Origin of the sequence: Rhizobium sp. C104 (assembly GCF_022354505.1) — a bacterium.
GTDB classification, from domain to species: domain Bacteria; phylum Pseudomonadota; class Alphaproteobacteria; order Rhizobiales; family Rhizobiaceae; genus Rhizobium; species Rhizobium redzepovicii.
Genome location: NZ_CP092348.1, coordinates 4200944 through 4227532, shown reverse-complemented (window position 1 = coordinate 4227532; position 26589 = coordinate 4200944). Strand labels below are relative to the sequence as shown.

20 protein-coding genes and 3 pseudogenes are annotated in these 26589 nt (G+C 61.7%); 6 read left to right on the top strand and 17 right to left on the bottom strand.

Features of this window, described 5'->3' with window-relative positions; translation table 11 throughout:
- Window positions 1-7: 7 nt before the first annotated feature.
- Window positions 8-982 (bottom strand): MBL fold metallo-hydrolase, encoded by a 975-nt coding sequence (locus MF410_RS21915; protein ID WP_097628666.1) that lies wholly within the window; start codon window positions 980-982, stop codon window positions 8-10.
- A gap of 298 nt (window positions 983-1280) precedes the next feature.
- Between MF410_RS21915 and MF410_RS21910 the strand changes: the two genes are divergently transcribed.
- Window positions 1281-2030 carry a sigma-70 family RNA polymerase sigma factor gene (locus MF410_RS21910; RefSeq protein WP_097628665.1) on the top strand — a complete coding sequence of 250 codons (750 nt, stop codon included), beginning with the start codon at window positions 1281-1283 and terminating at the stop codon, window positions 2028-2030.
- On the top strand, window positions 2027-2824 hold the full coding sequence (locus tag MF410_RS21905; protein WP_097628664.1) for an anti-sigma factor: 798 nt from the start codon (window positions 2027-2029) through the stop codon (window positions 2822-2824). The genes MF410_RS21910 and MF410_RS21905 overlap by 4 nt, the downstream gene beginning before the upstream one ends.
- A 70-nt stretch (window positions 2825-2894) precedes the next feature.
- On the opposite strand, the gene MF410_RS21900 is transcribed toward MF410_RS21905, so the two are convergent.
- Both MF410_RS21900 and tal read right to left on the bottom strand, forming a co-directional pair.
- Window positions 2895-3563 carry a DUF1345 domain-containing protein gene (locus tag MF410_RS21900; RefSeq protein WP_097628663.1) on the bottom strand — a complete coding sequence of 223 codons (669 nt, stop codon included), beginning with the start codon at window positions 3561-3563 and terminating at the stop codon, window positions 2895-2897.
- 93 nt (window positions 3564-3656) lie between these two features.
- Window positions 3657-4622, bottom strand: coding sequence for a transaldolase (gene tal / locus MF410_RS21895; protein WP_097628662.1), 966 nt, complete (start codon window positions 4620-4622; stop codon window positions 3657-3659).
- A gap of 417 nt (window positions 4623-5039) precedes the next feature.
- On the opposite strand from tal, the gene MF410_RS21890 reads away from it, so the two are divergent.
- The gene (locus tag MF410_RS21890; RefSeq protein WP_097628661.1) at window positions 5040-6065 is read left to right on the top strand and encodes a sugar-binding transcriptional regulator; all 1026 of its coding nucleotides are present in this window, start codon (window positions 5040-5042) and stop codon (window positions 6063-6065) included.
- Window positions 6066-6161: 96 nt separating this feature from the next.
- Here the strand turns inward: MF410_RS21890 and MF410_RS21885 are convergent, their stop codons facing one another.
- Window positions 6162-7034, bottom strand: coding sequence for a bifunctional helix-turn-helix domain-containing protein/methylated-DNA--[protein]-cysteine S-methyltransferase (locus MF410_RS21885; RefSeq protein WP_088937521.1), 873 nt, complete (start codon window positions 7032-7034; stop codon window positions 6162-6164).
- A gap of 78 nt (window positions 7035-7112) precedes the next feature.
- A pseudogene (locus MF410_RS21880) lies at window positions 7113-7609 on the bottom strand (DUF2244 domain-containing protein).
- On the opposite strand from MF410_RS21880, the gene nth reads away from it, so the two are divergent.
- Window positions 7608-8414 (top strand): endonuclease III, encoded by an 807-nt coding sequence (gene nth, locus MF410_RS21875; RefSeq protein ID WP_179867169.1) that lies wholly within the window; start codon window positions 7608-7610, stop codon window positions 8412-8414. The pseudogene MF410_RS21880 and the gene nth sit on opposite strands and share 2 nt — an antisense overlap.
- A 28-nt stretch (window positions 8415-8442) precedes the next feature.
- Here nth and MF410_RS21870 read toward each other — a convergent pair whose 3' ends face one another.
- Complete coding sequence (locus tag MF410_RS21870; RefSeq protein WP_097628659.1) at window positions 8443-9156, bottom strand: sulfate transporter family protein; 714 nt, start codon at window positions 9154-9156, stop codon at window positions 8443-8445.
- A gap of 235 nt (window positions 9157-9391) precedes the next feature.
- Between MF410_RS21870 and MF410_RS21865 the strand changes: the two genes are divergently transcribed.
- Entirely contained in the window at window positions 9392-10246 is an 855-nt protein-coding gene (locus MF410_RS21865) for a MurR/RpiR family transcriptional regulator (protein ID WP_097628658.1), read from the top strand.
- A 4-nt stretch (window positions 10247-10250) separates the two neighbouring features.
- Here the strand turns inward: MF410_RS21865 and MF410_RS21860 are convergent, their stop codons facing one another.
- From MF410_RS21860 to MF410_RS21820, 9 genes and pseudogenes are all read right to left on the bottom strand, one after another.
- Entirely contained in the window at window positions 10251-11834 is a 1584-nt protein-coding gene (locus tag MF410_RS21860) for an FGGY-family carbohydrate kinase (protein WP_097628657.1), read from the bottom strand.
- The gene (locus tag MF410_RS21855) at window positions 11834-12523 is read right to left on the bottom strand and encodes an HAD family hydrolase (protein WP_097628656.1); all 690 of its coding nucleotides are present in this window, start codon (window positions 12521-12523) and stop codon (window positions 11834-11836) included. The genes MF410_RS21860 and MF410_RS21855 overlap by 1 nt, the downstream gene beginning before the upstream one ends.
- Before the next feature lie 97 nt (window positions 12524-12620).
- On the bottom strand, window positions 12621-14102 hold the full coding sequence (locus MF410_RS21850; protein ID WP_097630115.1) for a mannitol dehydrogenase family protein: 1482 nt from the start codon (window positions 14100-14102) through the stop codon (window positions 12621-12623).
- Between the two features lie 83 nt (window positions 14103-14185).
- Window positions 14186-15185 (bottom strand): annotated as a pseudogene (locus tag MF410_RS21845) (ABC transporter ATP-binding protein).
- Window positions 15186-15202: 17 nt separating this feature from the next.
- Window positions 15203-16033 (bottom strand): carbohydrate ABC transporter permease, encoded by an 831-nt coding sequence (locus MF410_RS21840; RefSeq protein ID WP_064819036.1) that lies wholly within the window; start codon window positions 16031-16033, stop codon window positions 15203-15205.
- 1 nt (window position 16034) lies between these two features.
- Window positions 16035-16907 carry a sugar ABC transporter permease gene (locus tag MF410_RS21835; RefSeq protein ID WP_131711872.1) on the bottom strand — a complete coding sequence of 291 codons (873 nt, stop codon included), beginning with the start codon at window positions 16905-16907 and terminating at the stop codon, window positions 16035-16037.
- A gap of 137 nt (window positions 16908-17044) precedes the next feature.
- Entirely contained in the window at window positions 17045-18355 is a 1311-nt protein-coding gene (locus MF410_RS21830) for a sugar ABC transporter substrate-binding protein (RefSeq protein WP_183854881.1), read from the bottom strand.
- Window positions 18356-18499: 144 nt separating this feature from the next.
- Complete coding sequence (locus MF410_RS21825) at window positions 18500-19450, bottom strand: sugar-binding transcriptional regulator (RefSeq protein WP_003582447.1); 951 nt, start codon at window positions 19448-19450, stop codon at window positions 18500-18502.
- Window positions 19451-19585: 135 nt separating this feature from the next.
- A complete protein-coding gene (locus MF410_RS21820) occupies window positions 19586-20164 on the bottom strand; it encodes an exopolysaccharide biosynthesis protein (protein WP_179612313.1) in 579 nt (192 codons plus the stop codon).
- A 264-nt stretch (window positions 20165-20428) separates the two neighbouring features.
- On the opposite strand from MF410_RS21820, the gene MF410_RS21815 reads away from it, so the two are divergent.
- Window positions 20429-21352 (top strand): ROK family protein, encoded by a 924-nt coding sequence (locus MF410_RS21815; protein WP_239620052.1) that lies wholly within the window; start codon window positions 20429-20431, stop codon window positions 21350-21352.
- Here the strand turns inward: MF410_RS21815 and MF410_RS21810 are convergent.
- Together MF410_RS21810 and MF410_RS21805 are read right to left on the bottom strand one after the other, a co-directional pair.
- Window positions 21345-23251: pseudogene (locus tag MF410_RS21810) on the bottom strand (family 20 glycosylhydrolase); the annotation flags it as partial. The gene MF410_RS21815 and the pseudogene MF410_RS21810 overlap by 8 nt on opposite strands.
- Window positions 23252-23424: 173 nt before the next feature.
- Complete coding sequence (locus tag MF410_RS21805) at window positions 23425-26571, bottom strand: efflux RND transporter permease subunit (protein WP_097629985.1); 3147 nt, start codon at window positions 26569-26571, stop codon at window positions 23425-23427.
- Window positions 26572-26589: the final 18 nt, after the last annotated feature.

The following is a 26589-nucleotide window of genomic DNA, read 5'->3' as shown; positions in this document are numbered from 1 at the left end:
CGGCCTTTCAGGCCTGGACTGTCGGTGTAAAGCCATAGGCATTTCCGTCCTTGACGAACCTGCCCGAGCCGGGGAAAGGGAAATGCGAGCCGCAGATCGCGATATTGTCGGCGATGATGCGGTCGATCAGGCGCCGGCGCGTGCCGACGGCCATCGGCCCGTCCTGGTCGTAGCTGCCTTGCCATTCGGGATGCGGCGCAAGCAGGGCCGGCACATACATGATGTCGGCCGAGACAAGCAGTTGCTTGTTGCCGGAGGTGACAAGATAGGCCGAATGGCCAGGCGTGTGGCCGGGCGCAGCGAGAAGAAGCACTCCCGGTGCAACCTCGGCCCCGTCGTCAACCTGCTTCCAGTTCTTCCATGTCGGAAAAACCTCGGCGATGCGTTTGCCGGCCGGTCTGCGGCCCTCCGCAAGCTTCTCGACCCGGCCGGGCTCGGTCCACCAACTGTATTCGACGGCGTTGACGATGAGTTCGGCGTTCGGGAAGACTGGATCGTTCGTTCCCTTTTCCATCAGCCCCCAGACATGGTCCGGATGGAAATGCGAGAGCATGATCGTGTCGATCTTCTTGTAGTCGATGCCGGCGGCCGCCATGTTCGCCGGCAGATGCGTGGCATTTGCCTGCCATTGACCGACGCCCGAGCCCGCGTCCATCATGATCAGACGGTCGCCGAGCTTCAGGACGACCACTGTCAGCGGAATCGGCATGAATTCGGTCGTGAGCCCAGCCTTGGAAAGCGCCTCCTTGGTGTCCTCGATCGAAGCGTTCTTGATGAAAGTCGGGTCATGCGGCTTTTTCCAGATGCCGTCATAGATCGCCGTGACTTCGACATCCCCGATCGTGTATTTGTAGAAGCCGACCATCGGCTCCAGCGGCGTTGCGGCGAGCGCCGGCATGACGAATTCGAGGTTCGACGACAGACCGAATGCAGCCGCCGCGGCAGCCGATCCCAGGACGGCGCGACGTGACATGGTAAACATGATTATGCCTCCTCTCGTTGATGGCATTTCTGGTGGCGAAGACTGGATTGTTCAGATGTCCTCGCTGCCGAACTAGATCGCCGGCACGGCGCACTTATTCCCAATCTCGGGAGTATTTTCTTCAAGCTGTTGAAAATGTTGTTCTATTTCTATCGCGCACGACTGACGCCCGCCTGCATGCAAAAAACTGGCGTCGACATGGAATAAAACCGCTTGCCGATCGGTCTAGACCGCAAGGGGCCGCATTGCATGCCTGCGGGTCCGACGCCCGAATTCGGCTGCTGTTGAGGCGGGGAGAATGATGACAAACATCCAGATCACCTATCCTCTCGGACCGACCGATTTGCTGCTGGCCCGGCATGCGCCGGCAGCCCGCATTCCACGATCACCGCTGGCCGTCTTTCTCGGCGGTGCGGCGTGGCTGTTCCATTTCATGGTCTCGGATAAATCGCGCAGCGATCGGGGCGCTTCGGCAACCGAGACGAGCGTGCAGCATGAATTCATGCAGCCCTTTCAGGACATCATCGTTCCCCATCTTGATGCGGCTTATAATTTTGCCCGCTTCCTCAGCCGCGATGCTGATGCCGCGCAGGATATTGTCCAGGAAGCCTTTCTGCGCGCCTATCGCAATTTCGAAACCTATCGTGGCGGCGACCCGCGCGCCTGGCTCTTTGCCATTGTCAGGAACTGCTGTCATGTCTGGCGCCAGCAGGATCGCCGCAAAGCGCGGTTCGAGCAGTCTTTGGGCAATGACGGCTATGCTGACCTCGACGAAGGCGGCGAATACCAGATCGCCTCGGAGGAGGATTCGCCGGAGACTGCGACGATCCGACGAAGCGAACAGCAGTGCGTACGCGCTGTCATCAGCCGGCTTCCGGAGGCGATGCGGGAAATCCTTGTCTTGCGCGAGCTTGAAGATCTTTCCTACCGACAGATCGCCGAGATCATCGATGCGCCGATCGGCACGGTCATGTCGCGGCTTGCCAGGGCGCGCCGTGAATTTGGCGAAGCCTGGGATGCATGCAGCAAAAGAGAGACGGCACCATGAGTGAAGCCCAGGAGAAAGACTGCCCGGAATGGCGCATCATGCTGCACGGCTTTGTCGATAACGAACTCGATTCCGTCCATACAGCGCAATTCGAGGCTCATCTTGCCAGCTGCGCGAATTGCAGGGCGGAGATGGAAAAGGTTCGTGCCGTGAGAAAGATCATCGATCAGGATGGCATCAAATGGAAACTGCCGGAGGCGCTGCGCTCGCAAGTGCTGTCAATGCTGTCTTTCGAACAGGCAGCCGCATCCGGCCTGCCGCTCCGGCGCCAAGCGCCAGTCTGGCGGCGCACGCTGGATTTCCTCCGGCAATGGAGCTTCGTGCCTTCGCTCGCGGCGCTGGGAGCAGGCGCCTTCCTGTTCATCAACGCACCGTCGCCGGCCTTGCTTTTGCAGGACCAGATCATGGCTAGCCATGTCAGGTCGATGATGGCCGATCATCTGACCGACGTGCTGACCTCGGATCAGCACACGGTAAAACCGTGGTTCAACGGCAAGATCGATTTTTCACCACCGGTCAGCGATCTCGCCAAGGGCGGTTTTCCGCTGATCGGCGGACGTGTCGACTACATCGGTGATCGCGCCGTTGCTGCTCTCGTCTACCGACGCCACGGCCATATCATCAACCTGTTCATCTGGCCGGCGGCCGCGGCCACCCAGACGACGACGGTGGATGACGGCTACAACATCAAGCAATGGTCGGACGGAGGGTTGGTGTTCTGGGCGATTTCGGATGTGGCTGCAGGCGATCTGGCCGAGTTCGAGACCCTCTTCAGGGCAGCGGCAAAGGGTTAATGCATGTCGCCCCGAAGTGTGCAGAAGTGTGCAGCGGTTCGGGGATAACGATATGCATCAATACAATGAGCTAAAGCAGGCTCGCACCGACATTGATCGCCAGCGCCAGGATCGTCGTATTGAAAAGGAACGACAACACGGCATGCAGCAAGGTCAGCTTACGCATGCTGGTCGAGCTGACCGCGACATCCGCCGTCTGCGCGGCAACGCCGATGGTGAAAGAGAAATAGAGAAAATCCCAGTAGCCGGGCTCTTCGATCCCATCAGGAAACTTCAGGCCGCCCTCCCCGTCTGTCCCGCCATAGAAATAATGGGCGTAGTGGATGGTGAAGAGCGTATGCAGAAACATCCAGGAGATCAGGATCGTCAGCACCGCAGCACCTGCCCGTGCCAGCGCCGCGTCGGGCGCCGCTTCCTTGATGGAATGAAGCTCGAGGCCGATGCCGGCGATGCTGGCAAGGGCTGCGCCGATCGAAAGAGCCAAAAGAACCGTATCGGAAAAATCGAGATCCTCGGCCTTTTTCCGGATACTTTCGACTGTCGCCCGCAGCATCTTGCGCCAGCTGAGCACGACAAAAACGCCGGCGCTGACATTCCAGCCGAACAGGATGTTGCCGGCGCTGACGTCGCGCGAGGTCACAGCCAAGAAGACCACCAGTCCGGCAAGGACTGATATGATGAAGCTCGCATGCTTGTAGGCAAATACTGCAAGCGAATTTGCCCGTACCTCATCCGCCATACCAGTCTCCGACAGCATATGTCCTTGATAACAGCACGAAAAAGGCGCGCCTGCCAGCCGGCAGCCGCGCCTTCGATTGCATCCCGCGCCCTATCAGGCGGCTGCGAGCTGCAGTTCCTTCTGCACCATGGTGCGCAACGTTCCGAGATCCTTGGCGAAAGCGCGGATGCCTTCGGCGAGTTTTTCCGTCGCCATCGCATCTTCGTTCATCATCCAGCGGAAGGTCTTCTCGTCGACAGAAACCTTCGGATCCGGCTTGCGGCCTTCCGGCGAAAGCTTGCGCTCCAGCTTGCCTTCATCCTTGGCGAGTTCGTCGAGCAGGTTCGGGCTGATGGTCAGGCGGTCGCAACCGGCAAGCGCTTCGATTTCGCCGGCGCTGCGGAAGGAGGCGCCCATGACGATCGTCTTGATATCGTTCGCCTTGTAGTAATTGTAGATTTCACGGACGGAGATGACGCCCGGATCTTCCTCGGCGGTGTAGTCCTTGCCCGTTGATTTCTTGTACCAGTCGAGGATGCGGCCGACGAAGGGCGAGATCAGGAACACCTTGGCGTCGGCGCAGGCGATTGCCTGGGCCTTGCTGAAGAGCAGCGTCAGATTGCAGTCGATGCCTTCTTTTTGCAGCACCTCAGCGGCGCGGATGCCTTCCCAGGTGGAAGCGAGCTTGATGAGAATGCGGTCCTGATCGATGCCGCGTTCCTTGTAGGCGGCGATGATCGATCGCGCCTTGGCAAGCGAAGCCTCGGTATCGAACGAAAGATCGGCGTCGACTTCGGTCGAGACACGGCCCGGGACGAGCTTCACCAGGGCTGCGCCGACGGAGATGGCGAGGCGATCGGCGACAGCGGAAGAAACGGCTTCGGAATTGCCGCCCTGCTTCTTGCCCCAGGCGATGGCTTCCTTGATGGCATCGGCAAACATCGGCGTGCCCAGAGCCTTCAGCACGATGCTCGGGTTCGTCGTGCAATCCACAGGCTTCAGTCGGGCGACGGCTTCGATATCGCCGGTATCGGCGACGACAGTGGTAATCTCGCGGAGTTGGTCAAGCTTGGATGTCATGGTCAATAATCCTTGTTGAACTTGGGCTGCGACCGGCGCGAGTTCCGCCCGGCAAAGGTGATCTACCGACAGATTGTCTGCATGCTGCAGGCGAGAATGCGCGCATCCGTCACGGATGATTCATAAACGTGAAGCAAAGTAGCCCTGTTCCCGGGCAAACCGCACGCCGAACGTAAGCGATACCGCCTGCGGCTGGAAGGCCGGTCGTGACTTTCGGCATGCCCGCACTATGTCCTCCTCGGACGGACAGAACGACTTTTATCGTCAGGACTATCGCCATCCGGCCAGGGAAAAGTCAAGGACATTTGTGCATTTCAATTGACATAAGTGTCACGCCCGTCATTATCCAGGCACAAGCGTATCGCTGCGACCTTTCATCTCGTGAGGGATTCAGGGCAGGAATTGTGCGGAGGAGATGTGGTCAAGCTTAAACGCGGCACGCACACGGCCTTTTCGGAAGCATCCTCGCTGCGGCTGAGGGCTGCATGGCTCTATTATAATGAGGGTCTGACCCAGAAGGACGTCGCCGAACAGCTCGGCATCAGCCGTACCACCGTGATCCGCCTGCTCGACGAAGCGATGAAGCGTAGCGAAGTCCAGATCTGGATCAACGATTCAATCGGCGACTGCGTCGAGCTTTCGGTGAGACTGGAGCGCGCCTATGGCCTTGACGAGGCAATCGTCGTGCCGTCACCGGTCGGCAGTGACGTCAATTCGCTGGCAAAGAATGTCGGGTTGGCGCTTGGCCAGTTTCTCTCCGAAGCCATTCCGGACGACTATACGATCGGCGTCGGCTGGGGCCGAACCATGACCGCCTCGCTGTCAAGCTTCCGGCCGCCGCGCCGCGCCAATTGCAAGGTCGTCTCGCTGCTCGGCGGCATCGTCGCCGTGCACCAGACGAACCCGATCGATTACACATGGCGGCTGGCCAATCAGCTCGGCGCCGAATGTTATATGTTCTTGGCGCCGCTTCTCGTCGATTCCGTCGAGACCAAGCGCAATCTGATCGAGAAATGCGGGCTGGATACGATCTACCGTCTGGCCGAGAGCCTCGATCTGGCGATTGTCAGCTGCGGCGATATCGGCCCGCATTCGACCTCGCTGTCGGAGGGCTGGATCTCGAAGGCCGAGCTGCGGGAGCTGATCGCTGCCGGCTGCGTCTGCGACACCATGTTCAACTTTCTCGACAAGGACGGCAATTCGGTCGACCACTCGATCAATCGGCGCGTCATGTCCGTCGATCTCGACACGCTGAAGGAGGCCAAGCATATCGTGCTCTCCTCCGGCGGCGCCCACCGCGCCGTCGCCATCCGCGCGACGATCAAGCGCATCGGCTGCAACACGCTGATCACCGATGAAAGCGCGGCACGGGCGCTGCTGGAATTAGCCGACACATCTCCGGCTGCCTCTTCTCCCCAGCGGGGAGAAGTGCCGGAGCGATAGCGAGGCGATGTGGGGTGAGCGACGCCGGGAGCGAACGGTCGGAGCGACAAGCGACGAACGCGTTGCTGCTAGGTCCCCATCCTCCGGACCCTGCTATCAGGCGTGCGCCGACTCCCAGCCAAGCATCGCCCGCTTGCGGGTCAAGCCCCAATGGTAGCCGGTCAGCGCGCCATTCTTGCCAACCGCCCGATGGCAAGGCACCACGAAGGAGATCGGGTTCGCCCCGACCGCCGCCCCCACGGCGCGCTGCGCCGTCGGCCGGCCGATATCCTTGGCGATATCGGAATAGGTAACCGCCTTGCCGAACGGGATTTTCATCAGACTTTGCCAGACGCTGACCTGGAAATCCGTGCCGATCAGCACGACCCGCAGCGGCTGTTCCGAGGACCATTTGCCGGGCTCGAAGATGCGGGCGGCATAGGGAACCGTCGCCTGCAGGTCCTCGACATATTGGGCATTCGGCCAACGGCAGGTCATATCCTCGAGGCAGGCTTTCTCGTCGCCGGAATCGCTGAAGGCAAGGCCGGCAAGGCCGCGGTCGGTGACCATGATCAGCGCGATGCCGAAAGGGCAGATGTGGAAGCCGTAGCGGATGGTAAGACCGCCGCCCTTCGCCTTCCATTCGCCAGGCGACATCGCCTCATGGGTTACGAAAAGATCGTGCAGCCGGCTCGGGCCGGAGAGGCCGACCTCGATCGAGGTCTCCAGCAGCGGCATGTCTTCCTTGCGCAGCAGCCGCTTGGCGTGGTCGAGCGTCACTGCCTGCAGGAAGCCCTTGGGCGACAGGCCGGCCCAGCGGGTGAAGGTCTTCTGCAGCTGTGTCGGCGACTGGTTGAGCCGCGCCGCGATCGCCTCCAGCGAAGGCTGGTCGCGATAATCCTCGGTGATGAGTTCGATCACCCGGCGGACAATGTCATAGTCAGGGCCGTCAGGCGTTATGTCTGTCTGCAGGTTCGCAATCATATTCATCGTCTTTCTCCTTGTCGTAAGGAGATAATCAATTGGCTGTTCGCAAACCACCCGTTTCTTGCGCACCGCGAGGTAAGTTCAGATACGCTGCTTGACCGTGGCCAGCGCCCCCTTGAAGGCCTTGGCGAAGCTTTCACGATCATCGGGGTTGAGGAACGAGCCGATATCGGTGCGCCGACCCTCGCCGAAGATCTGCATCGAGAGAATACCGATCTCCTGATGCCGGCGAACGAGGAAGCGCGTCCAGAACGGATTGAAATGGTGCTCCACCATCCGCCCCGATGGCGCAAACTTGCGTACCGATACGTCGGTACGCGACACCGTGATCTCCTCGCGCGCTCGTCCGGAGCGGTAGTTCAGCCAGAAGGCGCCGTAAAGCAATGCGAAATCCAGCCCGAAGAAAAAGCCGATCGGCCAGGCGCCGGTCGCGATGAAGAACATCCCATAGAGGAAGCAGACGGCGCCGGACAGGATCAGCAGCACCCGGAAGCCCCGGCGGCCGAGCGATCGGTGGGGAAAAGCTCGGCAGCGAAAACAGGCTGCTCGTTGAGGCTGTCGGCGTTGCTTTCCATCATGGCTGCTGAGTATAGATTCACCATGGCGAATCCGAAACTCAAATCCGTTACCAGACCGTCGCAAAACTCGAATGTGATCGCTCGCCGCAAACCGGCGGCGACGGTGAAGACCGCCTATTCGCTCGCCGAGCGTGAGGAGATCTTCCACCGCTTCTCGGTGCAGCGGCCGGAGCCGAGGGGCGAACTCGAGCATAGCAATCCCTTCACCCTCGTCGTCGCCGTCGCACTGTCGGCGCAGGCAACCGATGTCGGCGTCAACAAGGCGACCCGCGCCCTCTTCAAGGTTGCCGATACGCCGGAAAAGATGCTCGAACTTGGCGAGGAGCGGTTGCGCGACTATATCAGGACGATCGGCCTCTATCGCAACAAGGCGAAAAACGTCATCGCCCTCTCGCAGATGCTGGTCGATGATTTCGCCGGCAAGGTGCCGGAGACACGCGACGAACTGGTGAAATTGCCGGGCGTCGGCCGCAAGACCGCCAATGTCGTGCTCTCCATGGCCTTCGGCCAGGCGACGATGGCCGTCGACACCCATATCTTCCGAATTGCCAATCGCATCAAGCTTGCCCCCGGCAAGACGCCCGACGAAGTCGAGGCGCGGCTGATGAAGGTGATCCCGCAACATTACCTCTACCATGCCCATCACTGGCTGATCCTGCACGGCCGCTACACCTGCAAGGCGCGCCGCCCCGAATGCGAACGCTGCGTCATCGCCGATCTCTGCAAGTCGCCGGAAAAGAGTTGGGATGTGCCGGCGCCGCTCGTCGAACTACCGCCGCAGGTGATCGGCGAGGCCGTCGAGTAGAGCAGGTCGCCGTCCTGCCCGGCTAACCTCACGCCCGAAAACCCGCGTCGCGGGCGGAAATCATCTTGTGCAGATGCACCATCATGCCGGCGGCAAACAGCGGGGTCAGAAGGTTGACGAAGGGGATCGCCAGAAAAAGCGCGATCACCAGCCCGCCAAGAAATACGGTGGAGGCGTGTTTGGCGCGGAAGAGCCGCGCCTCCTCAGGCGACCGGAAGCGCATGGCGGCGAATTCGAAAAATTCCCGTCCGAGCAGATAGCCGTTCACCAGAAAGAAGGCGACCAGATTGACGCCGGGGATGAACAGCAGCAGCAAGGCGACGATATTGCCGAGGATCACCACGCCGAGGAATTTGATCGAGCTTGCCATCGCCGGGCCGAGCGGCATGGCGGTCCCCGCCGCGTCCTTGGGATAATCGCGTTTTTCGATGACATCGGCGACATCGTCGAGGAACAGGCCGGCGATCAGCGCCGTGACCGGCGACAGCAGCAATGCCAGCATCAGCGCAAGACCGATACCGGCAAGGATTGCGAAAATCAGGGCGAGCCACCCGGCCCAATCCGGCACATCGGGAAAGAAGCTGGTGAACCAGGGAAAGAGGAAGGCCATGAAGGCCCCGCGCAGCGCGAACCATAGACCGACCAGCACGAGAATCGTCAGCCCGAGCACTTTCCAGAAGACCGAACGTGTTTCCGGCGCGAACAAATTGGTCAGCGATTGTCGAGCGGCGTCAAGGATCATGTCTCAGCTTTCTCCGGTTGCGCCGAAGATGTAGGAAAGATTGATGCCACCCACAAGAGAGAATAAAATTGCAGGCGGTAATAGAAAACTTGTCGAAAATTAAATGCTAATATAGTATTGTCACGTATCTGAATATGCATGGGCCTGAGAAGCAGCTTCCGAAATAGTTGCAAAGACAAGGGGTCGCAACAGCGCATCCGCGGAACGCCTCTAAGGAAAAACGGGGGAGGCTGACGTGGAAGACTTTGTGCAAAAACTCAGGCAATACGCAAAAAACGGTACTCCGGCCGAACGCCGTATCGCGAAATATTTCACCGAACATCTGAACGACCTGCCTTTCGAGACGGCTGCGTCTGTCGCCGACCGGCTGGATCTCTCGCCGATGACCGTCGGGCGCTTCCTGCGCGCGCTCGGCTATCAGGGATTGGATAGTGTCAAAGTCGAGATTCGCGAGACCGTGACGACATCGCCGGCGCAATTGCAAAGCGCCATGAGCGAGCTGCATCAGGACGCCGCCGAGGGCAAACCGCTCGCCGTGCTGGTTGCCGAACAGATTCAGGCGCTCCACCATATCTACCATCTGACGGCGCAGCCGCATTGGTCCGAAGCCGTCAGCCTGATCAGCACTGCCCGCGAAGTGTCGATCGCCACACATGCCCGGCTTGCAAGCCTTGCCCATCATTTCTGCCAGCGGCTGACGCAAGCCCGCGACGGCGTGCGCACGCTTGACGGTGCCGACAATCGTTTTGCCGAACTCTTCGCCCGGCTGGCGGTCGACGACGCGCTGCTCGTCATCATCGACTGTCGCCGCTTCGCCAAGGCGCGGCTGCTTGCCAGGACGGCGCGGCGCTACGGTTATAAGGTCGTGCTCATTTCACCGCAGCAGGCGGACTGGATGGCGGATCAGTCGAACGTCATGCTGCCCTTGCCGCCTGCCCGCGCGCCCGACCTCGACAATCTACCGCCACTGATCGCGCTGCTTGATTGCCTGTCGGAATCCGTGATCCTCGAAGTCGGCGAAGAGGCGGCCCTTCGCCGCCGCCGCATGCTGGAATTTGCGACAGTCCTTGGCGAGACGGCCAACCACTGAACCGTTATTGCATCGTTTCCAGCTCGGCGCGATGCCTGTGCATGGCGAGAAGGCGGCGGTAGTCGCGGTCGTAGAGCGCCTGTTTTCCCTTGTCGGGAAGCCGAACGTCGCCGCCCGGATACATCGCCTCGCCAGCCGCCGCTAAATTCCCGTGCAAGCCGCAGGCGACAGATGCGGCGATCGCCGTGCCGAGCAGCACCGCCTCGTTCATCTTCGGCACCACGACCTTGCAGCCGGTGGCATCGCTGTAGAGCTCCATCAGCACCGGGTTCTTCACATGCCCGCCGGCAATATGCAGCGTATCGGGCACGTAGCCGTATTCCTTCATCATTTCGAGGATATGGCGGATCCCGAGCGCAATCGCTACCGCAGTGCGCCAGTAGAGCGTGCAGAGGCCATCGAAGGATGTATCGAGGCTCAGCCCGCTGACCACGCCGACGGCATGCGGATCGGCAAGCGGCGAGCGATTGCCATGGAAATCCGGCAGCACGAAAATGCGGCCCCCGAAGGCATCACCTTCCTCGGCCCGCAATTCGGCAATGCGTGCGACGATCCTCTGATGCAGCGCCGCCGTCGGCTCGCCGCCGGCGGCATGCATGCGCACGATGTGGTCGAGCAGCGCACCGGTCGCCGATTGCCCGGCCTCCACCAGCCAGGATTGTGGAAAGACCGCCTCGTAATAGGGCCCCCACATGCCATGGCTCGGCTTGCGTTCCCTGGAGAAGGTGACAATGCAGCTCGACGTGCCGGCGATCAGCGCCAATTGGTGTTCGCGCTTAGCAGGATCGGCGGCATACCCGCCGAGTGCACCGAGCGCGCCGGCATAGGCGTCGATCATCCCAGCCGAGACATGGCAGTCCGTGGTCAGCCCCAGCGCCTCTGCCGCACCAGGTGTCAGCCGGCCGACGCTGCCGCCGACCGGCACAGTCTCATCCGGCAGCTGGCCGCGCGCCTGAAGATCCTCGAGACCGATCCGCTCCAGGAAATCCTGCTGCCAGCCCTTTTCGAGATGGGCGAGATAGTTCCATTTCGCAGTCAGCGTACAGCGCGACCGGGCAGCCGATCCGGTCGATTTCCACGTCATGAAATCGGCGAGATCGAAGAAGTAGCCGGCCTTTTCCCATGTGGAGGGCAGCTTCTTCTTCAGCCACATCAGCTTTGGCATCTCCATTTCGGGCGACATGACAAGCCCGGAATGTTCGAGCACAGCGTGCTCCGTCGCCGTGCAGAAATCGGCTTCCTTCAGCGCCCGGTGATCGAGCCAGACGATCGTGTCGAACCGCCTCTCGCCGCCGGTGGAAACGCTGAGCTGATGGCCCTCGACATCGCGGACGACAAGCGAACAGGTGGCGTCGAAGCCGATCGCGCCGACCGAGGCTGCTGCGATGCCGGATTGCTCCATGGCGCTACGCACCGCCGTGCAGGCGGCGGACCAGATGTCTTCGGAATCGTGTTCGGCATGATTTTCGCGCGGCCGGTTCATCACGATCGGATGTTCGGCCTTGGCGAGCAAGCGGCCACGGGCATCGAAGACGCCGGCGCGCGCACTGCCGGTGCCGACATCCACCGCAACCACATGATCCCGCATCAAATCTTGATCCCGTCCAGCTTATGGTTGCGGACAAGGTGTATCAATTCAGGCATGGCGTCAAACACCACTTCCGGCGAAAGCCGGTCGAGTTCGGCGCGATAGCCGGCGAAGTTGGCATGCGATCCGCCGGTGAAGGCAAACACCGTCATCCCCGCCGCCTTGGCGGCGGCAACGCCGGCCGGGCTGTCCTCGACGACAATGCAATGTGCAGGTTCCACCCGCATTTCACGCGCCGCATGCAGGAAAAGATCGGGCGCCGGTTTGCCGCGCTTGACCATCGTCGCACTAAAGATGTCGGGCAGCCTGCCGAGCAGCCCGGTGACGGACAGCGACAGCCGGATCCGCTCCATCTGGCTTGAGGAGGCAACGCAGCAGCGAACGCCGAGCCCATCGATTGCTGCGGCGATACCGTCGATCGGCTTCAATTCAGTGCGAAAACGGGCGTAGAGATCGGTGCGGATGCGCTCGAGGAATTCCTCGCCGGCATGGACGTTGAATTCGGTATCCAGCGTGTCGACCATCGTCGACAGACTGCGGCCGAGAAAGCGCTCATAGGCCTGGTCCTCGGTGATCGAGACGCCGAGATCGTTCATCGCCCCGACCAGCACGCTAATCGAGATCGGCTCGCTGTCGACGAGCACACCGTCGCAATCAAAGATGATCAGCTGTGGTTCAGCGTCAGCCATGGAGGACCCAACCTGAGTTCAATTTCGGACGCACGACCGTCCCGCTTCCTTGCAAGGCCGGATGGACGGCGGCAATGAATGCCGTCATCCGGATTCCCTACACTGCGAGCTTGCCGTCGAGATAGAGCTGCAGCGTCTCCCGCGTGCCCTTTTCCCACAGAGTTTTGAGAGCATGGGCGAAACGCTTGCGGAAAAGTTCGGATTTCGCCACCGCGCCGAAAATATCGTCGAAGGCGAGGAAAGCCGACGGATCGTCTTTTGCCTTCAGCGCCGCCGCATGCAGGCGCTCGGCGCTGGCGTCGTTGAAGACGATATCCTTGCCGCTGTCGCTCTTGCCGGCGAAATAGCGGCACCAGAGCGCCGAGACCAGTGCCAGCCCGACGACATCCCGGCCCTGGTTGAGATTGTCGAGCGTCGATGGCAGGATGAATTTCGGCTGGCGGTTGGAGCCGTCCTGGGCCAACCGCGGAATGGTGTCGGCAATCTTCGGATTGAGCAGCCGATGTTCGATCAGCGCGAAATAATCCGTGAGCGACGTGTTCGGCACCGGCGGCACGATCGGGATGATCTCGTCTTTCTCGAGCTTGGCGAGGAAGGCGCGAATCAAAGGATCTTCCATGGAATCATGAACGAAATGAATGTCCATCAGCGCCGCCGGATAGGCGATCGCCGCATGCCCGCCGTTGAGGATGCGGATCTTCATATGCTCATAGGGCGTGACATCGGGAACGAAGGTCACGCCGACCTTTTCCAGCGCCGGCCGGCCGGCGGTGAACTTGTCCTCGAGCACCCATTGCTTGAATTCCTCGCAATAGACTGGCCAATTGTCCTCGATCTCGAAATTGTCCTTGAGGAAATCGATCTCCCGCTGGCCGGTTGCCGGCGTGATGCGGTCGACCATCGCATTCGGAAAGGCGACATTCGCCCGGATCCACTCGGCAAAGCCGGGATCCGACAATGCCGCCGTGCCGACCACGGCATTGGCGGTGACGATGCCGTTGTGGGGAATGTTGTCGCAGGACATGACGGTGAAAGGACCGATACCCCTAGCCTTGCGCACCTTCAGGCCGGCGACGATCAGGCCGAACACCGTCTTCGGCGCGTCGGGGCTGTTTCCGTCAGCGGCGATTGCCGGATGGGCCGGATTGAATGTGCCCGATGCATCGATGAAATAACCGCCCTCGGTGATCGTCATCGAAACGATGCGGATATCGGGATCGGCGAGCTTGGCGATGATCGCGGCGGGATCGCCGACCGGCAGGATGTCGATCATCGGCGCGGTGACGCGCGCCGCCGTCTTGTTGTTGTCCTGCTCGACCACCGTCGTCAGAAAATCCTGGGCTGCAAGCTTTTCGCGCATGGACGCATCCGACGGCAGCACACCGGCGCCGACGATCGCCCAGTCGTGATCCGCGTTTGAGTTGAAGAGGTCGTCAAGATAGACCGCCTGATGGGCGCGATGGAAATTGCCGACGCCGAAGTGCACGATGCCGGCTTTCAGCGACGCCCTGTCATATCCAGGGACGGCGGCGGTGCGCGCCGCGTCGGAAAGCGTTGCCAGCGATAGTTTGCACGTCATGTTTCAGTCCTCTTGAAGGTCTTGCCGAAACGGCCGGGCGCCATCGCCCGGCTCGCATGCCTGCCCCCAGCCGGCGGCCTGCCTCAGATGGCAAGGCCGCCCTCGTTGAATTTGTGAATACGCGAACGGTCCGGCGTCAGATAGACCGTGTCTCCAGCCTTGGCGGCAAAATCACCGCTGCCGCGCGCCGTCACCATGCCGATGCCGTCGGCATCGATATGCAGGAAAGTGTCGGATCCGAGATGCTCGGCGACCACGACCCTACCCTTCCAGTCGCCGCTCTCCATCGACAACAGCATGTGCTCGGGGCGGATGCCGATCGTATGGGCGCCGAGCTGTGCGGCGTTCTGGCCCGTTATGAAGTTCATCTTCGGCGAACCGATGAAGCCGGCGACGAAGAGGTTGCGGGGGCGGCTGTAGAGTTCGAGCGGCGAGCCGACCTGCTCGATATTGCCCCTGTTCAAGACGACGATCTTGTCGGCCATGGTCATCGCCTCGACCTGGTCGTGGGTGACGTAGACCATCGTCGTCTTCAGCTGCTGGTGCAGCTCGCTGATTTCGAGACGCATGTTGACACGCAGCGCTGCGTCGAGGTTCGACAGCGGTTCGTCGAACAGGAAGGCCGAAGGCTGGCGCACGATGGCGCGGCCGATCGCCACGCGCTGGCGCTGGCCGCCGGACAGCTGGCGCGGCTTGCGCTCCAGATAATCGGTAAGGTTCAGCACCCGGGCGGCATCCGTCACCTTGCGGTCGATCTCAGCCTTGTCGACGCCCGCCATCTTCAGCGGAAAGGCGATGTTGTTGCGCACGCTCATATGCGGATAGAGCGCATAGGACTGGAACACCATAGCCAGGCCGCGCTCCGACGGCGCCTTTTCGGTGGCGTCCCTGCCGTCGATGACGATCTTGCCGCCGGAGACATCCTCGAGACCGGCGATCAACCTGAAGCAGCGTGGACTTGCCGCAGCCCGACGGGCCGACGAAGACGACGAATTCGCCGTCCTTGATATCGAGATCGATCGAAGGGATGACCTTGGCTTCGCCGAAGACCTTGGAAACCTTCTGAAGGGTAATGCTGCCCATGTTTGTCTCCCTTTATCTTATTTCACAGCGCCGAAGGTCAGGCCGCGGACGAGTTGTTTCTGGCTGAACCAGCCAAGGATCAGGATCGGCGCGATCGCCATCGTCGATGCCGCCGACAGCTTGGCGTAGAACAGGCCTTCCGGACTGGAATAGGAAGCGATGAAGGCCGTCAGCGGCGCCGCCTTGGAGGCGGTGAGATTGAGCGTCCAGAACGCCTCGTTCCAGGCAAGGATGATGTTCAAAAGCAGCGTCGAGGCAATGCCGGGCACCGCCATCGGCGTCAGCACGTAGACGATCTCCTTCATCAGCGATGCCCCGTCCATGCGGGCCGCCTCGAGGATTTCGCCCGGGATTTCCTTGAAGTAGGTATAGAGCATCCAGACGATGATCGGCAGATTGATCAGTGTCAGCACAATCACCAGGCCGGTGCGCGTGTCGAGCAGGCCCGAATTGCGAAACAGCAGGTAGATCGGGATCAGCGCGCCCACAGGCGGCATCATCTTGGTCGACAGCATCCACATCAGCACGTCCTTGGTCCGCTTGGTCGGCGAAAACGCCATCGCCCAGGCGGCGGGAATAGCGATGATCAGGCCGATCAGCGTCGAGCCGAAGGAAATGATCACCGAGTTCATGAAGTGGCTGAGATAGTTCGACCGGCTCTGCACCTCCGCATAGTTCTCCGTCGTCCAATGGAAGAACAGGAACTGCGGTGGCGAGGCGATGGCATCGGCTTCCGACTTGAAGCTGGTCAGGAACGTCCAGAGGATCGGGAAGAAGATCAGGATGCCGAGCGTCCAGGCGATCGCGGTGACGATGACCTTGCGCTGCGTTGTGACTTTTCTGGCCATCTCAAGCCTCCAGATTCTTGCCGACGAGGCGGACGAGGAAGATCGCGACGATATTGGCAAGCACGACGGCGACGATGCCGCCCGCCGAAGCGCCGCCGATATCGAACTGCAGCAGCGCCTGGGCATAGACGAGATAGGTGAGGTTGGTGCTGTCGGTGCCCGGCCCGCCATTGGTGGTGACGAGAATTTCGGCAAAGACCGAAAGCAGGAAGATCGTCTGGATCAGGATCACCACGGTGATGGCCCGCGCCATGTGCGGCAGGATGATGTAGATGAATTTCGAGATCGGACCGGCGCCGTCCATTTCGGAGGCTTCCTTCTGCTCCTCGTCAAGCGACTGCAGCGCCGTCAGCATGATGAGGGTGGCAAAGGGCAGCCATTGCCAGGCGACGATCAGAATGACGGAGAACAGCGGCGCATTCGCCAGCCAGTCGATCGGCTGCAGGCCGAGCGCCTTGGCAAGATGGGCAAACAGGCCGTTGACCGGGTTCATGAACATGTTCTTCCACACCAGTGCTGCCACCGTCGGCATGACGAAGAACGGCGCGATCACCAGAATGCGCACGATGCCCTGTCCGTACATCGGCTGATCAAGCAGCAGCGCAAAGGCGATGCCGCCGATGACGGTGATCAGCAACACGCCGGCAACGAGCAGCAGCGTATTGATCAGCGCCGCGATGAAGGCCGGATCGGACAGGAAGTATTCGTAGTTGAGCAGACCGACGAAACTCTCCATGCCGGGGCTGAGCAGATTGTAGTTCAGCAGCGAGAAATAGATCGTCATCGCAAGTGGGACGATCATCCATGCAAAGAGGAGCAGCACGGAGGGCGCAATCATCAGGCGCGCCGCGGAGCGGGTATGCAAGGTTGCCATGGCAATCACCGATCTGATCTGAAGCGGGGAGCGGCCGCAGGAAGGCTTTGTCTGAAAAAGCGGCCGCCGATGCAGTTCGGGCATCGGCGGCCCAGAGGGGCGGATTGTCAAGAATCCGCCTCTTGCTCAGGAGGTTGTTATTTGATGTAGCCGGCTTTGGTCATTTCCCGGGTTGCCAGCTGCTGGGCGCTCTTCAACGCCTGATCGACCGAAATCTGGCCGGCAAGGGCTGCCGAGAACTGCTGACCCACCGCCGTACCAATGCCCTGGAATTCCGGGATCGCCACGAACTGGACGCCGACATAGGGGACCGGCTTGACGGTCGGCTTGGTCGGATCGGCCGCCTCGATCGAGTCGAGCGTCATCTTGGCAAACGACGCCGCCTTCTGGTAGTCCGCATTCGCATAGAGCGATTTGCGGGTGCCCGGAGGTGCATTCAGCCAGCCTTCCTTCTCGGCGACGAGGTTGCTGTATTCCTTGCTGGTTGCCCAGGCGACGAACTTCTCAGCCGCTTCGGCCTTCTGGGTACCTGCCGGGATGGCGAGGCTCCAGGCCCAGAGCCAGTTGCCGCGCTTGCCGAGGCCCTTGTCCGGGGCGAGCGCGAAGCCGACCTTGTCGGCGACCTGCGACTGCTTCGGATCGGCGACGAAGGAAGCGGCAACCGTTGCGTCGATCCACATGCCGCACTTACCGGTCTGAAACAGCGCCAGGTTCTCGTTGAAGCCGTTGGAGGAGGCGCCCGGAGGGCCGGCATCCTTCATCAGCTTGACGTAGAAATCGAGCGTGTCCTTCCATTCCGGCTGATCGAACTGCGGCTTCCACTTCTCGTCGAACCAGCGGGCGCCGAAGGAATTGGACATGGCCGTCAGGAAGGCCATGTTCTCGCCCCAGCCGGCCTTGCCACGCAGGCAGATGCCGTAGACTTCCTTGTCCTTGTTGGTGATCTTGCGGGCAGCGTCGGCAATGAAGTCCCAGGTCGGCGCGTCGGGCATTTTCAGGCCGGCAGCGTCGAACAGGTCCTTGCGGTACATGACCATCGAGCTTTCACCATAGAACGGCGCAGCATAGAGCTTGCCGTCTACAGTCAGGCCGCTGCGGATGGCCGGCAGCAGGTCGTCGACGTCGTAGTTGGCGCCGAGATTGTCGAGCGGCAGCAACCAGTCCTGTTTCGCCCAGATCGGAACTTCATAAGTGCCGATCGTCAGCACGTCGTACTGGCCGCCCTTGGTCGCGATGTCGGTCGTGACCTTCTGGCGCAGCACATTCTCTTCGAGGGTTACCCATTCAAGGTCGATGCCCGGATTCTTCGCCTTGAAGTCATCCGTCAGCTTCTGCATCCGGATCATGTCGCCGTTGTTCACGGTCGCGATTGTCAGCGTTTCGGCCGAAGCCATGCCGGCAAACGCCAGTGCTGAGCAGGCGCCCAGCAGAAAAGTTCTCAATGTCATATCTTCCTCCCAGAAGATGGGTGTGAGCATTCGCTTCGCTCATGGGCAATTACTCAACAAATGATACAGAATGTCAATCGGCAATCGTTGCTGCGGTGCCGAAGGAGGAAGCTATCCCATTGATTTAAAACAAGTGTTTTTTGCTCAATTCCTGAGCAAAAACTCAGCCGTCTCTTCGTCGGTAATCAGCGCGTTGATTTGCTGGCCGACAACCGCGGCCCGGATCGCCTTAAACTTGCGCTTGCCCTTGGCCAGACCGATGACCATCGACGCGTCGCGGGACGGGATCGGCGCCGACGCGACGCGTTCGTTGATCGGGTTGTCGAGCAACCTGCCATCGACGTCAAAGATCCAGCCGCAGATCTCGCCGACGGCGCCGCCGCGCATCAGCTCCATCATCTCGTCCTTCTCGAGGAAACCGTCGACGCAGAGCGGCCCGTCGATACCGAGTTCGCCGATGCCGACGAAGGTGACGTCGGCCTGCGCGCTCATATCGAGCGTCGAGCGCACCAGTTGCTGGCCGTGCAGCAGCTCCCGCTCTTCCGCCGAGGTGACGAGCACCGGCAGCGGCATCGGATAGTGCCGCGCCTTCACCGCATCGGCCATGCTGAAGATGACGTTGTAATAGGCGGCCGATCCGTCGGGGGCGATATTGCCGGTCAGTGAGACGATGCGGTGATTGGGACATTCGATCGCCGGCAGCTGGTCGACAGCCGCCTTCAGCGTACGGCCGGTACCGACGGCAAGCACGATCGGCTCGGCCCGTTTCAGCCATCGTTCGATCTCGGCCGCCGCCGCCTCGGCAATACCGACGGTCGCCGACGACCCGGAATCGCTCGGCACCACCTCCACATGTTTCAGCCCGAATTTCCGCCGCAGCTGGCTGGCGAGCTCCAGGCAGGCGGCGATCGGATGATCGAGCCGCACCTTGATCAGACGCTCGGCGACCGCCAGCGACACCAACCGCTGCGCCGATTGCCGCGAGATGCCCATCGCGGCGGCGATTTCATCCTGCGTGCGCCCGGCGACGTAATAGAGCCAGCCGGCACGTGCCGCATCGTCGAGGCGTGCCGCGGTCTCGGATCTTTTTGCCATTGAATGCCTACCACGCAAAGTGAGCCGGCGTGCCGCCGCCGAACATGATTTGAAATTGTATCGCGCCAGATCAAAACAAAAATCAGGCAAATGTCGAGCCTGTTGCAAAGAGCTCCGCCAAATAACCGACGCTGCTTAGGCAAACCATTGCATGACGAGATAGATCGCCGCCTTCACCAGGCCGTAAATCACGCCGCCGGCAACGACCAGCGACACGGCCGTCATGATGAAGCCGATCAGCGCAAAGAGCCCGTCGCGGCCCAGTATGCCGAAAGCGAAGACCGAGATCGTGATTGCCGGCAGCATGTTGCCGAGCGGCACCGGCAGCAACAGCACGATCGACAGCAGTAGGCATGCGGCCCCGGCGAGATATTCCGCCGGCGGCTCGGCGAAGATCGCCAACCTCGGCTTCAGCATCCGCTCCGCCCAGGCGAGCCAGCGATGGATGCGGCCGACAATGGTTTCGAAATCCTCCCGCCGCATCGAACGGTCGGCAATCACCCTCGGCAGCCAGGGCTTCAGCCCGAAGGTCAACTGTACCGCCAGGAAGACCAACGGCGCGCCGAGCACGGCCGACGTTCCGGGCGGCGTCGGAAAAGCGTTCGGCAGCGCGAAGATCAGCATCAACGCGCTGATCGCCCGGTCGCCCATCGTCTGGAACAGATCGCCGATCGAAATCCGCTCCCGACTCCGGTCGGCGGCCAGCTGCCGCAGGATGGATGAAAGGCGACGGCCTTTGGGACGGGGTGGACGGGGTCTTCTGCGTCTGTGGGAATCGGCGTTTTCGATGGTCATGATACCAGTGAGTGATGGACGTGCGGGCTCGGATTGTGGCCACGCAATATGCCAATTGAATGACTTGCGGAACCGAATAGCGATTGAGGCCGCGAGCGCATGGCAGACCGGCGAATGAAGGCTTGTAATTCCCCGCCAACAGTGCGAGCAGACAGCACAGACCAGAGAAACGGCAGGGTGGCAATGATCATCTCATTCGACATCGGCGGCTCCGCCATAAAGGGTGGCGTTGCCCGTTCCGAGACGGACATCGTCCCCCTCGGCCGGCGCCCGACGCCGAAGGATGATTTCGCCGCTTTCGTCGACACCCTGCGTGCCATCATCGCCGAAACCGGCGAAGAGCCGAGCCGTATTGCGCTTTCCATCGCCGGCGTGGTCGATCCCGACACGCAGCGGCTGATCTGCGCCAACATTCCCTGCATCCATGGCCGCACGCTGGCCGCCGATCTCGAAGCCGAACTCCGTCTGCCGGCACTGATCGCCAATGACGCCGATTGCTTCGCCATGGCCGAGGCCGGCCTCGGCGCCGGTCGCGGCCATCGCATCGTCTTCGGCGCCATACTCGGCACCGGCGTCGGCGGCGGCCTGATTGCCGATGGCCGCCTCGTCAATGAGGCCGGCGGTTTTGCCGGCGAATGGGGTCACGGGCCGATCATCGCCTCGGCAGCCGGCAATCCGCCTGCCGCCATTCCCGCCTATGCCTGCGGCTGCGGCCAGAAAGGCTGCGTCGACACCGTCGGCGGCGCCCGTGGCCTGGAGCGCCTGCACAAGACGCTGCATGATCTCGACCTTTCGAGCGAAGAGATCATCGCTCAATGGCAGCGTGGCGAGGAGAAGGCGACACGGACGATCGACGTCTATGTCGATCTCGTCGCCTCGCCCCTGGCGCTGACGATCAACATCACCGGCGCGACCATCGTGCCCGTCGGCGGCGGCCTGTCCAATGTCGAGCCGCTGCTTGCTGAACTCGACCACGCCGTGCGCGCCCGCATCCTGCGCAAGTTCGACCGGCCGCTGGTGGTGCGCAGCCAATGCCGCATCGAACCCGGCCTGATCGGCGCAGCGCTGCTCGGGCTGAAAGCCGAAGCATTGCTTCCTGAAGCATAGGCCACATCCGCACGATCGCTGCGAACCTGTCCCAATCCTTCCGGTCCGAGGGTGTCCATGCGGCCTCGGCGACGGCTGGAAGGCGCGGAAAGACCAGCCGGTTGAAATAGGCGCGAGAGAGAAAGTTTTCAGTCCAGATGCAAGCGTGGATGCCGCGCATCTTCTCCTGCAGCGCCTGCGGCAGTTCGCCCTCGGCTTCGTAAGCATAGGTATGTTCCGGGGCCGAATAGCCTGCCCATGCCGCGCCGGGCTCCGCCCAGGCTTCGGCCTGCGCCATGTCGAGATAATAGGCCTGTCCCGGCGTCATCACCACGTCGTAGCCTTGCTGCGCCAGCTCGACGCCGACGGCAGGCTTTTCCCACGCCATCAGCAGCGTGCCGTCGCGATCGACACCGCCGCCATGCGAGACCTCGTTCCAGCCGGCGAGCTTCCTGCCGCGCTCCGACAGCATCATCTTGATGCGTTTCAGGAAATAAGACTGCAGCTCGGCGGTGCCGGCAAGCTTCTCCCGCTTCATCAGTGCCTGACAGAGTGGCGAGCAAAGCCAGGCGCCCTGCGCTACCTCGTCGCCGCCGATGTGGATATATTCGCTCGGAAACAGCGTCACGACTTCGTCGAATACCTTGCCGAGAAATTCATAGGTGAATTCGACCGCCGGATTGAGCGCATTGTTGGCGTAACCCTGCACTGCGTGATAGCTGTCCGGCGCTTCCTGCCCGTCGACGAGCTGGGCAGCGAGAACAAGGCTGCGGTGTTGTGGCCTGGAATGTCGATTTCCGGCACGACCGCGACACCGAGCGAGGCGGCATGCGCAACGATCCGCCTTATATCATCCTGCGTGTAATGGCCGGCGCGTGTTTCCGCCCCGTCGCCGAGCTGTGGCACGAGGACCTCGTCCGGCCCGCGCCGCGCGCCGATCTCCGTCAGCGCTGGATAGGCCTTGATCTCCAGCCGCCAGGCTTCGTCGTCGGTCAGGTGCCAATGAAAGATATTGAGCTTGTTCCAGGCGAGGATATCGATCAGCCGCAGGATGTCGGCGACCGGATAGAACTGCCGGGACACATCGAGATGGCAGCCGCGCCAGTCATAACGCGGCTGGTCGGCGATCGTGCCGAAGTTGGGGAATTTAAATCGTTCGCCATCGGCGCAGGCGCCATGCAGCAGCTGCGCCAGGCTGATGAGGCCGTAGCGCCGCCCCGCGTCATCCGCGCTCGAAAGCACGATCTCATGCGCGGTGAAACGCAGCTCGTAGGCGAAGGCAGCGATCGACGATTCGGCGACGAAACGAATGCGCCGCCCGCCTTCGACGGCACTCAGCGAAAACGGCGCGTCTTCGGCTGAGTAGAGGCGCTGGTAGAGAGAAAGAACCTGGGAGAGGGCCTCGATCGCATCAGGCGGCGTCCTCTCGGCCGGATAGAGGGTGGCGGGCAAGTCACCCGCCTTCAGCCCGAGCGACAGCGGCCAGGGGAGCAGCGCGTAGGGTTCGTCGGCTTTGCCCGGCGGCAAGAGCGGCGGCGACACACCGCCATCCCGGCCTTCAAGCATCAGATCGCCGAAATCGACCGGAAGGTGACGGCCGTCGGCAAGCGTCAGATAAGCAGATTTGACGCCAGCCGTGACATGTTTCGGCTCTCGGCTCAGCCCCTCGACAGTGAACCGCCAGCGCCCGCCCGGCGGTACACTCAGCCCCTCAGGCGGCAGGAACTCATGAAAATGCGCAACCTGCCGCTTGAGGCTGGCGCCAGCGCAGACATGTTTGCCGGCAACCCGCGTCTCGGACGTATAGCAGAGCAAGAAGCCGGACAACGGCTCGGCAGAAAGATTGTGGAGCGTGAAGGTCAAGCGCCCGAAACTGCCTTCGACCGGGCGCCAGCTTGTCTCCAGACTATAATCGGCCATGTCGCGCCCTCCCCGTCAACGAACGGCCGGGATCACGGCTGGTCTTCCGGCAGTCCTTCGCAGCTTAGCCTGTTCGGGACTTCAATGGAATTGGCGCGAACTCAGACGGGGCGGACTTTGACGAAGACCTGTCGTCGGCAAAGGAAAGCGGCGCGGCTTTCGCCGCGCCGTCCTCACTCTGCTGCCAACGCCGGCGGATGTCTGTCATCCGCCTCTTCCTGGATGGCGTCGGCATCCCGACCTGGTTCGTCCCTTGCCTTCGGCTCCCGGCCGAAGAAGAGAGCGTAGCCGGCGGGCAGAACCAGAATTGTCAGCACTGTCGCAACCAGGATGCCGCCCATCATTGCGTAGGCGAGCGGACCCCAGAAGACGCCGCGCGAGATTGGGATCAGCGCCAGGACGGCGGTCAGCGCCGTCAGCATGATCGGCCGGAAACGCCGCACGGCAGCCCCGACGATCGCCTCCTGCCGGTGCATGCCGGCCTTGATGTCCTGGTCGATCTGATCGACCAGGATGATCGAATTGCGCATGATGATGCCGAGCAGGGCGATGACGCCGAGGATCGCCACGAAGCCGAAAGGAGCGCCGCTGATCAGCAGGGCGGCGGCCGCACCGATGATGCCGAGCGGCCCGGTGGCGAGCACCAGCATCGCCTTGCCGAAATGCTGCAGCTGCACCATCAGCAGTACGATGATCACCGCAAGCATGATCGGCGCCTTGGCGGCGATCGACATCTGGCTTTCCGCCGCGTCCTCGGCGCCGCCCTGGATTTCGACCTTGTAGCCGGCAGGCAGGCTGTCGCGCATGTCCTTCATGTCGGCATACATTTTCATCACCACGTCGTTCGGCTGCACCCCATCCGGCAGCGTCGCCCGCACGGTGATGGTCGGCAGCCTGTCGCGCCGCCATTCGATGCCCTGCTCCATAACCGGCACGACCTTGGCAAGCTGCGAGACCGGCACGAAACCGCCGAAATCCGTCGGCACATAGACCGAGTTGACCGCCGACAGCAGAGAACGGCTGGCGTCCGGCTCGCGGGCAACGATCGAGACCGTCTCCTCGCCGTCACGGAAATCGTCGAGGGCGGCACCCGACATGGCGGTCTGCAGCATCTGGCGCACGCGCTGCGAGGTGACGCCGAGCGCCCGGGCCCGGTCCTGGTCGATCACCAGCTTCATTGCCGGCACCTGTTCCAGCCAGTCGTCGTGGATGGCGCCGAGCATGGGGTTGGCCTGAAAGCGCGCCTTCACCTGATCGGCGATTGCCCGCACTTCTTGGCGGTCGGGCCCCATGACCCGCATCTGCACCGGCCAGCCTGTGGGCGGGCCAAGGAAGAGCCGATCGACCTTGCCGCGAATCTCCGGGAAATCTTCCGCAAGGATCGTCCGCAGCTTGACGATCAGCCGCTCGCGCGCCGGTTCGTCATTGGCCATGACGAGGAGCTGGGCGAAGTTCGGATTGCGCAACTGCTGGTCGAGCGGCAGGAAGAAGCGCGGCGCACCTTCGCCGATATAGGTGGCGATGAACCGCTTGTCAGGATCATCCATCATCTTCGCTTCCAGCGCCTTGGCCTGGACCTCGACCTCCTTGATGCTGGTGCCCTCGGGTAGCCAGAGATCGACGAGGATTTCCGGCCGCGACGATTGCGGGAAGAAATTCTGTGGAATGAACTGGAAGGCCCAGAGGCTGGTGGCAAAGGTGCCGAGCGTCAAGAGCAGCACGATAACCCGATGGCGTACCGCCCAGCCGACCGTGCCGCGCAGACGCCGATAGAAGCGCGTGTCGAAGGCGTCGTGATGCTCGCCGGCGTGATGGCGCTGCTTGAGGATCATATAGCCGAGCCACGGCGTGAAATAGACCGCGACGAACCAGGAGGTGACGAGCGCGATGCCGACGACATAAAACAGCGAACGCACATATTCACCGGCCGTCGATGCCGCGAAGCCGACGGGTATGAAGCCGGCCGTGGTGATCAGCGTGCCCGTCAGCATCGGGAAGGCGGTCGAGGAATAGGCGAAGCTTGCAGCTTCGATCTTGACCAGCCCCTCCTCCAGCTTTCGCTCCATCATCTCGACGACGATCATCGCATCGTCGACGAGCAGGCCGAGCGCGATGATCAGCGCTCCGAGCGAAATGCGCTGCAGGTCGATGCCGAGTTCGTACATCAGCGCGAATGTGGCGGCGAGCACCAGTGGAATGGCGATGGCGATGACCAGGCCCGAGCGCCAGCCGATCGACAGGAACGAGACCACCAGCACAATGACCAGGGCTTCGCCGAGCGCATGCATGAATTCGCTGACCGCATCCGTCACCACGTCGGGCTGATTGGCAATCTGATCGACGGCAACGCCATAAGGCAGCGCCTCCTCGAAGCGCTGATAGGTCGCCTCGACGCCCTTGCCGACGTCGGTGACGTTGAAGCCCTTGGCCATCACGACGCCGACCTGAACGCTGTCATGGCCGTTGAAACGATACTTGCGCTGATAGGGATCTTCGAGCCCGGAACTGACGGTGGCGATATCGCCGAGCCGCGTCACCTGGCCGCCGGCGCGAAGGCGCAACTCGCGGATATCCTCCGCCTTCTTCACGTCGCCTTCGACGGAAATGCGCACTGAGCGCAGGCCGGTATCGACGGAACCTGCCGGATCGACATTGTTCTGGCCCTTGATGGCGTTCTGCAGATCGAGGATCGTCAGGCCTCGCTCGGCAAGCGCTTTGGACGAGACGTCGATATAGATCTTCTCAGGCTGGTCGCCGATGATCACCGCCTTCTCGACACCAGGTGTCGTCAGCAGCATGTCGCGCGCCTGGATCGCGAATTTCTTCAGTTCCGGATAGGAATAGCCCTCGCCGCTGATCGAATGCAGCGTGATGAAAGTATCGCCGAACTCGTCGTTGAAATAGGGGCCGAGCAGGCCCTGCGGCAGCTCGCTGGAGATGTCGCCGACCTTCTTGCGCGCCTGGTAGAAGGCATCTGCCACGTCCTTCGAATTCGTGTCGCCCTTGACCTGCAGGGTGATGATCGCACTGCCGGCCCGCGTATAGGACTTCACCCAGTCGATATGCGGCGTTTCCTGCAGCTTGCGCTCGATCTTGTTGACGACCTGGTCTTCCATCTCCTGGATGGAAGCGCCCGGCCAGATCGCCTGAACAACCATGACGCGGAAGGTGAATTCGGGATCCTCGCGCTGGCCCATGCGCATCAGACCGAGCACTCCGGTGATGATGATCAGCCCGAAGAGGAAGCGGGCTATGCTCGGATGGCCGATCGCCCAGCGAGACAGATTGAAGGGCCGCTTTTCGGTGGTGTTGGCGTCCATGGTTTTATTCCCTTTTGC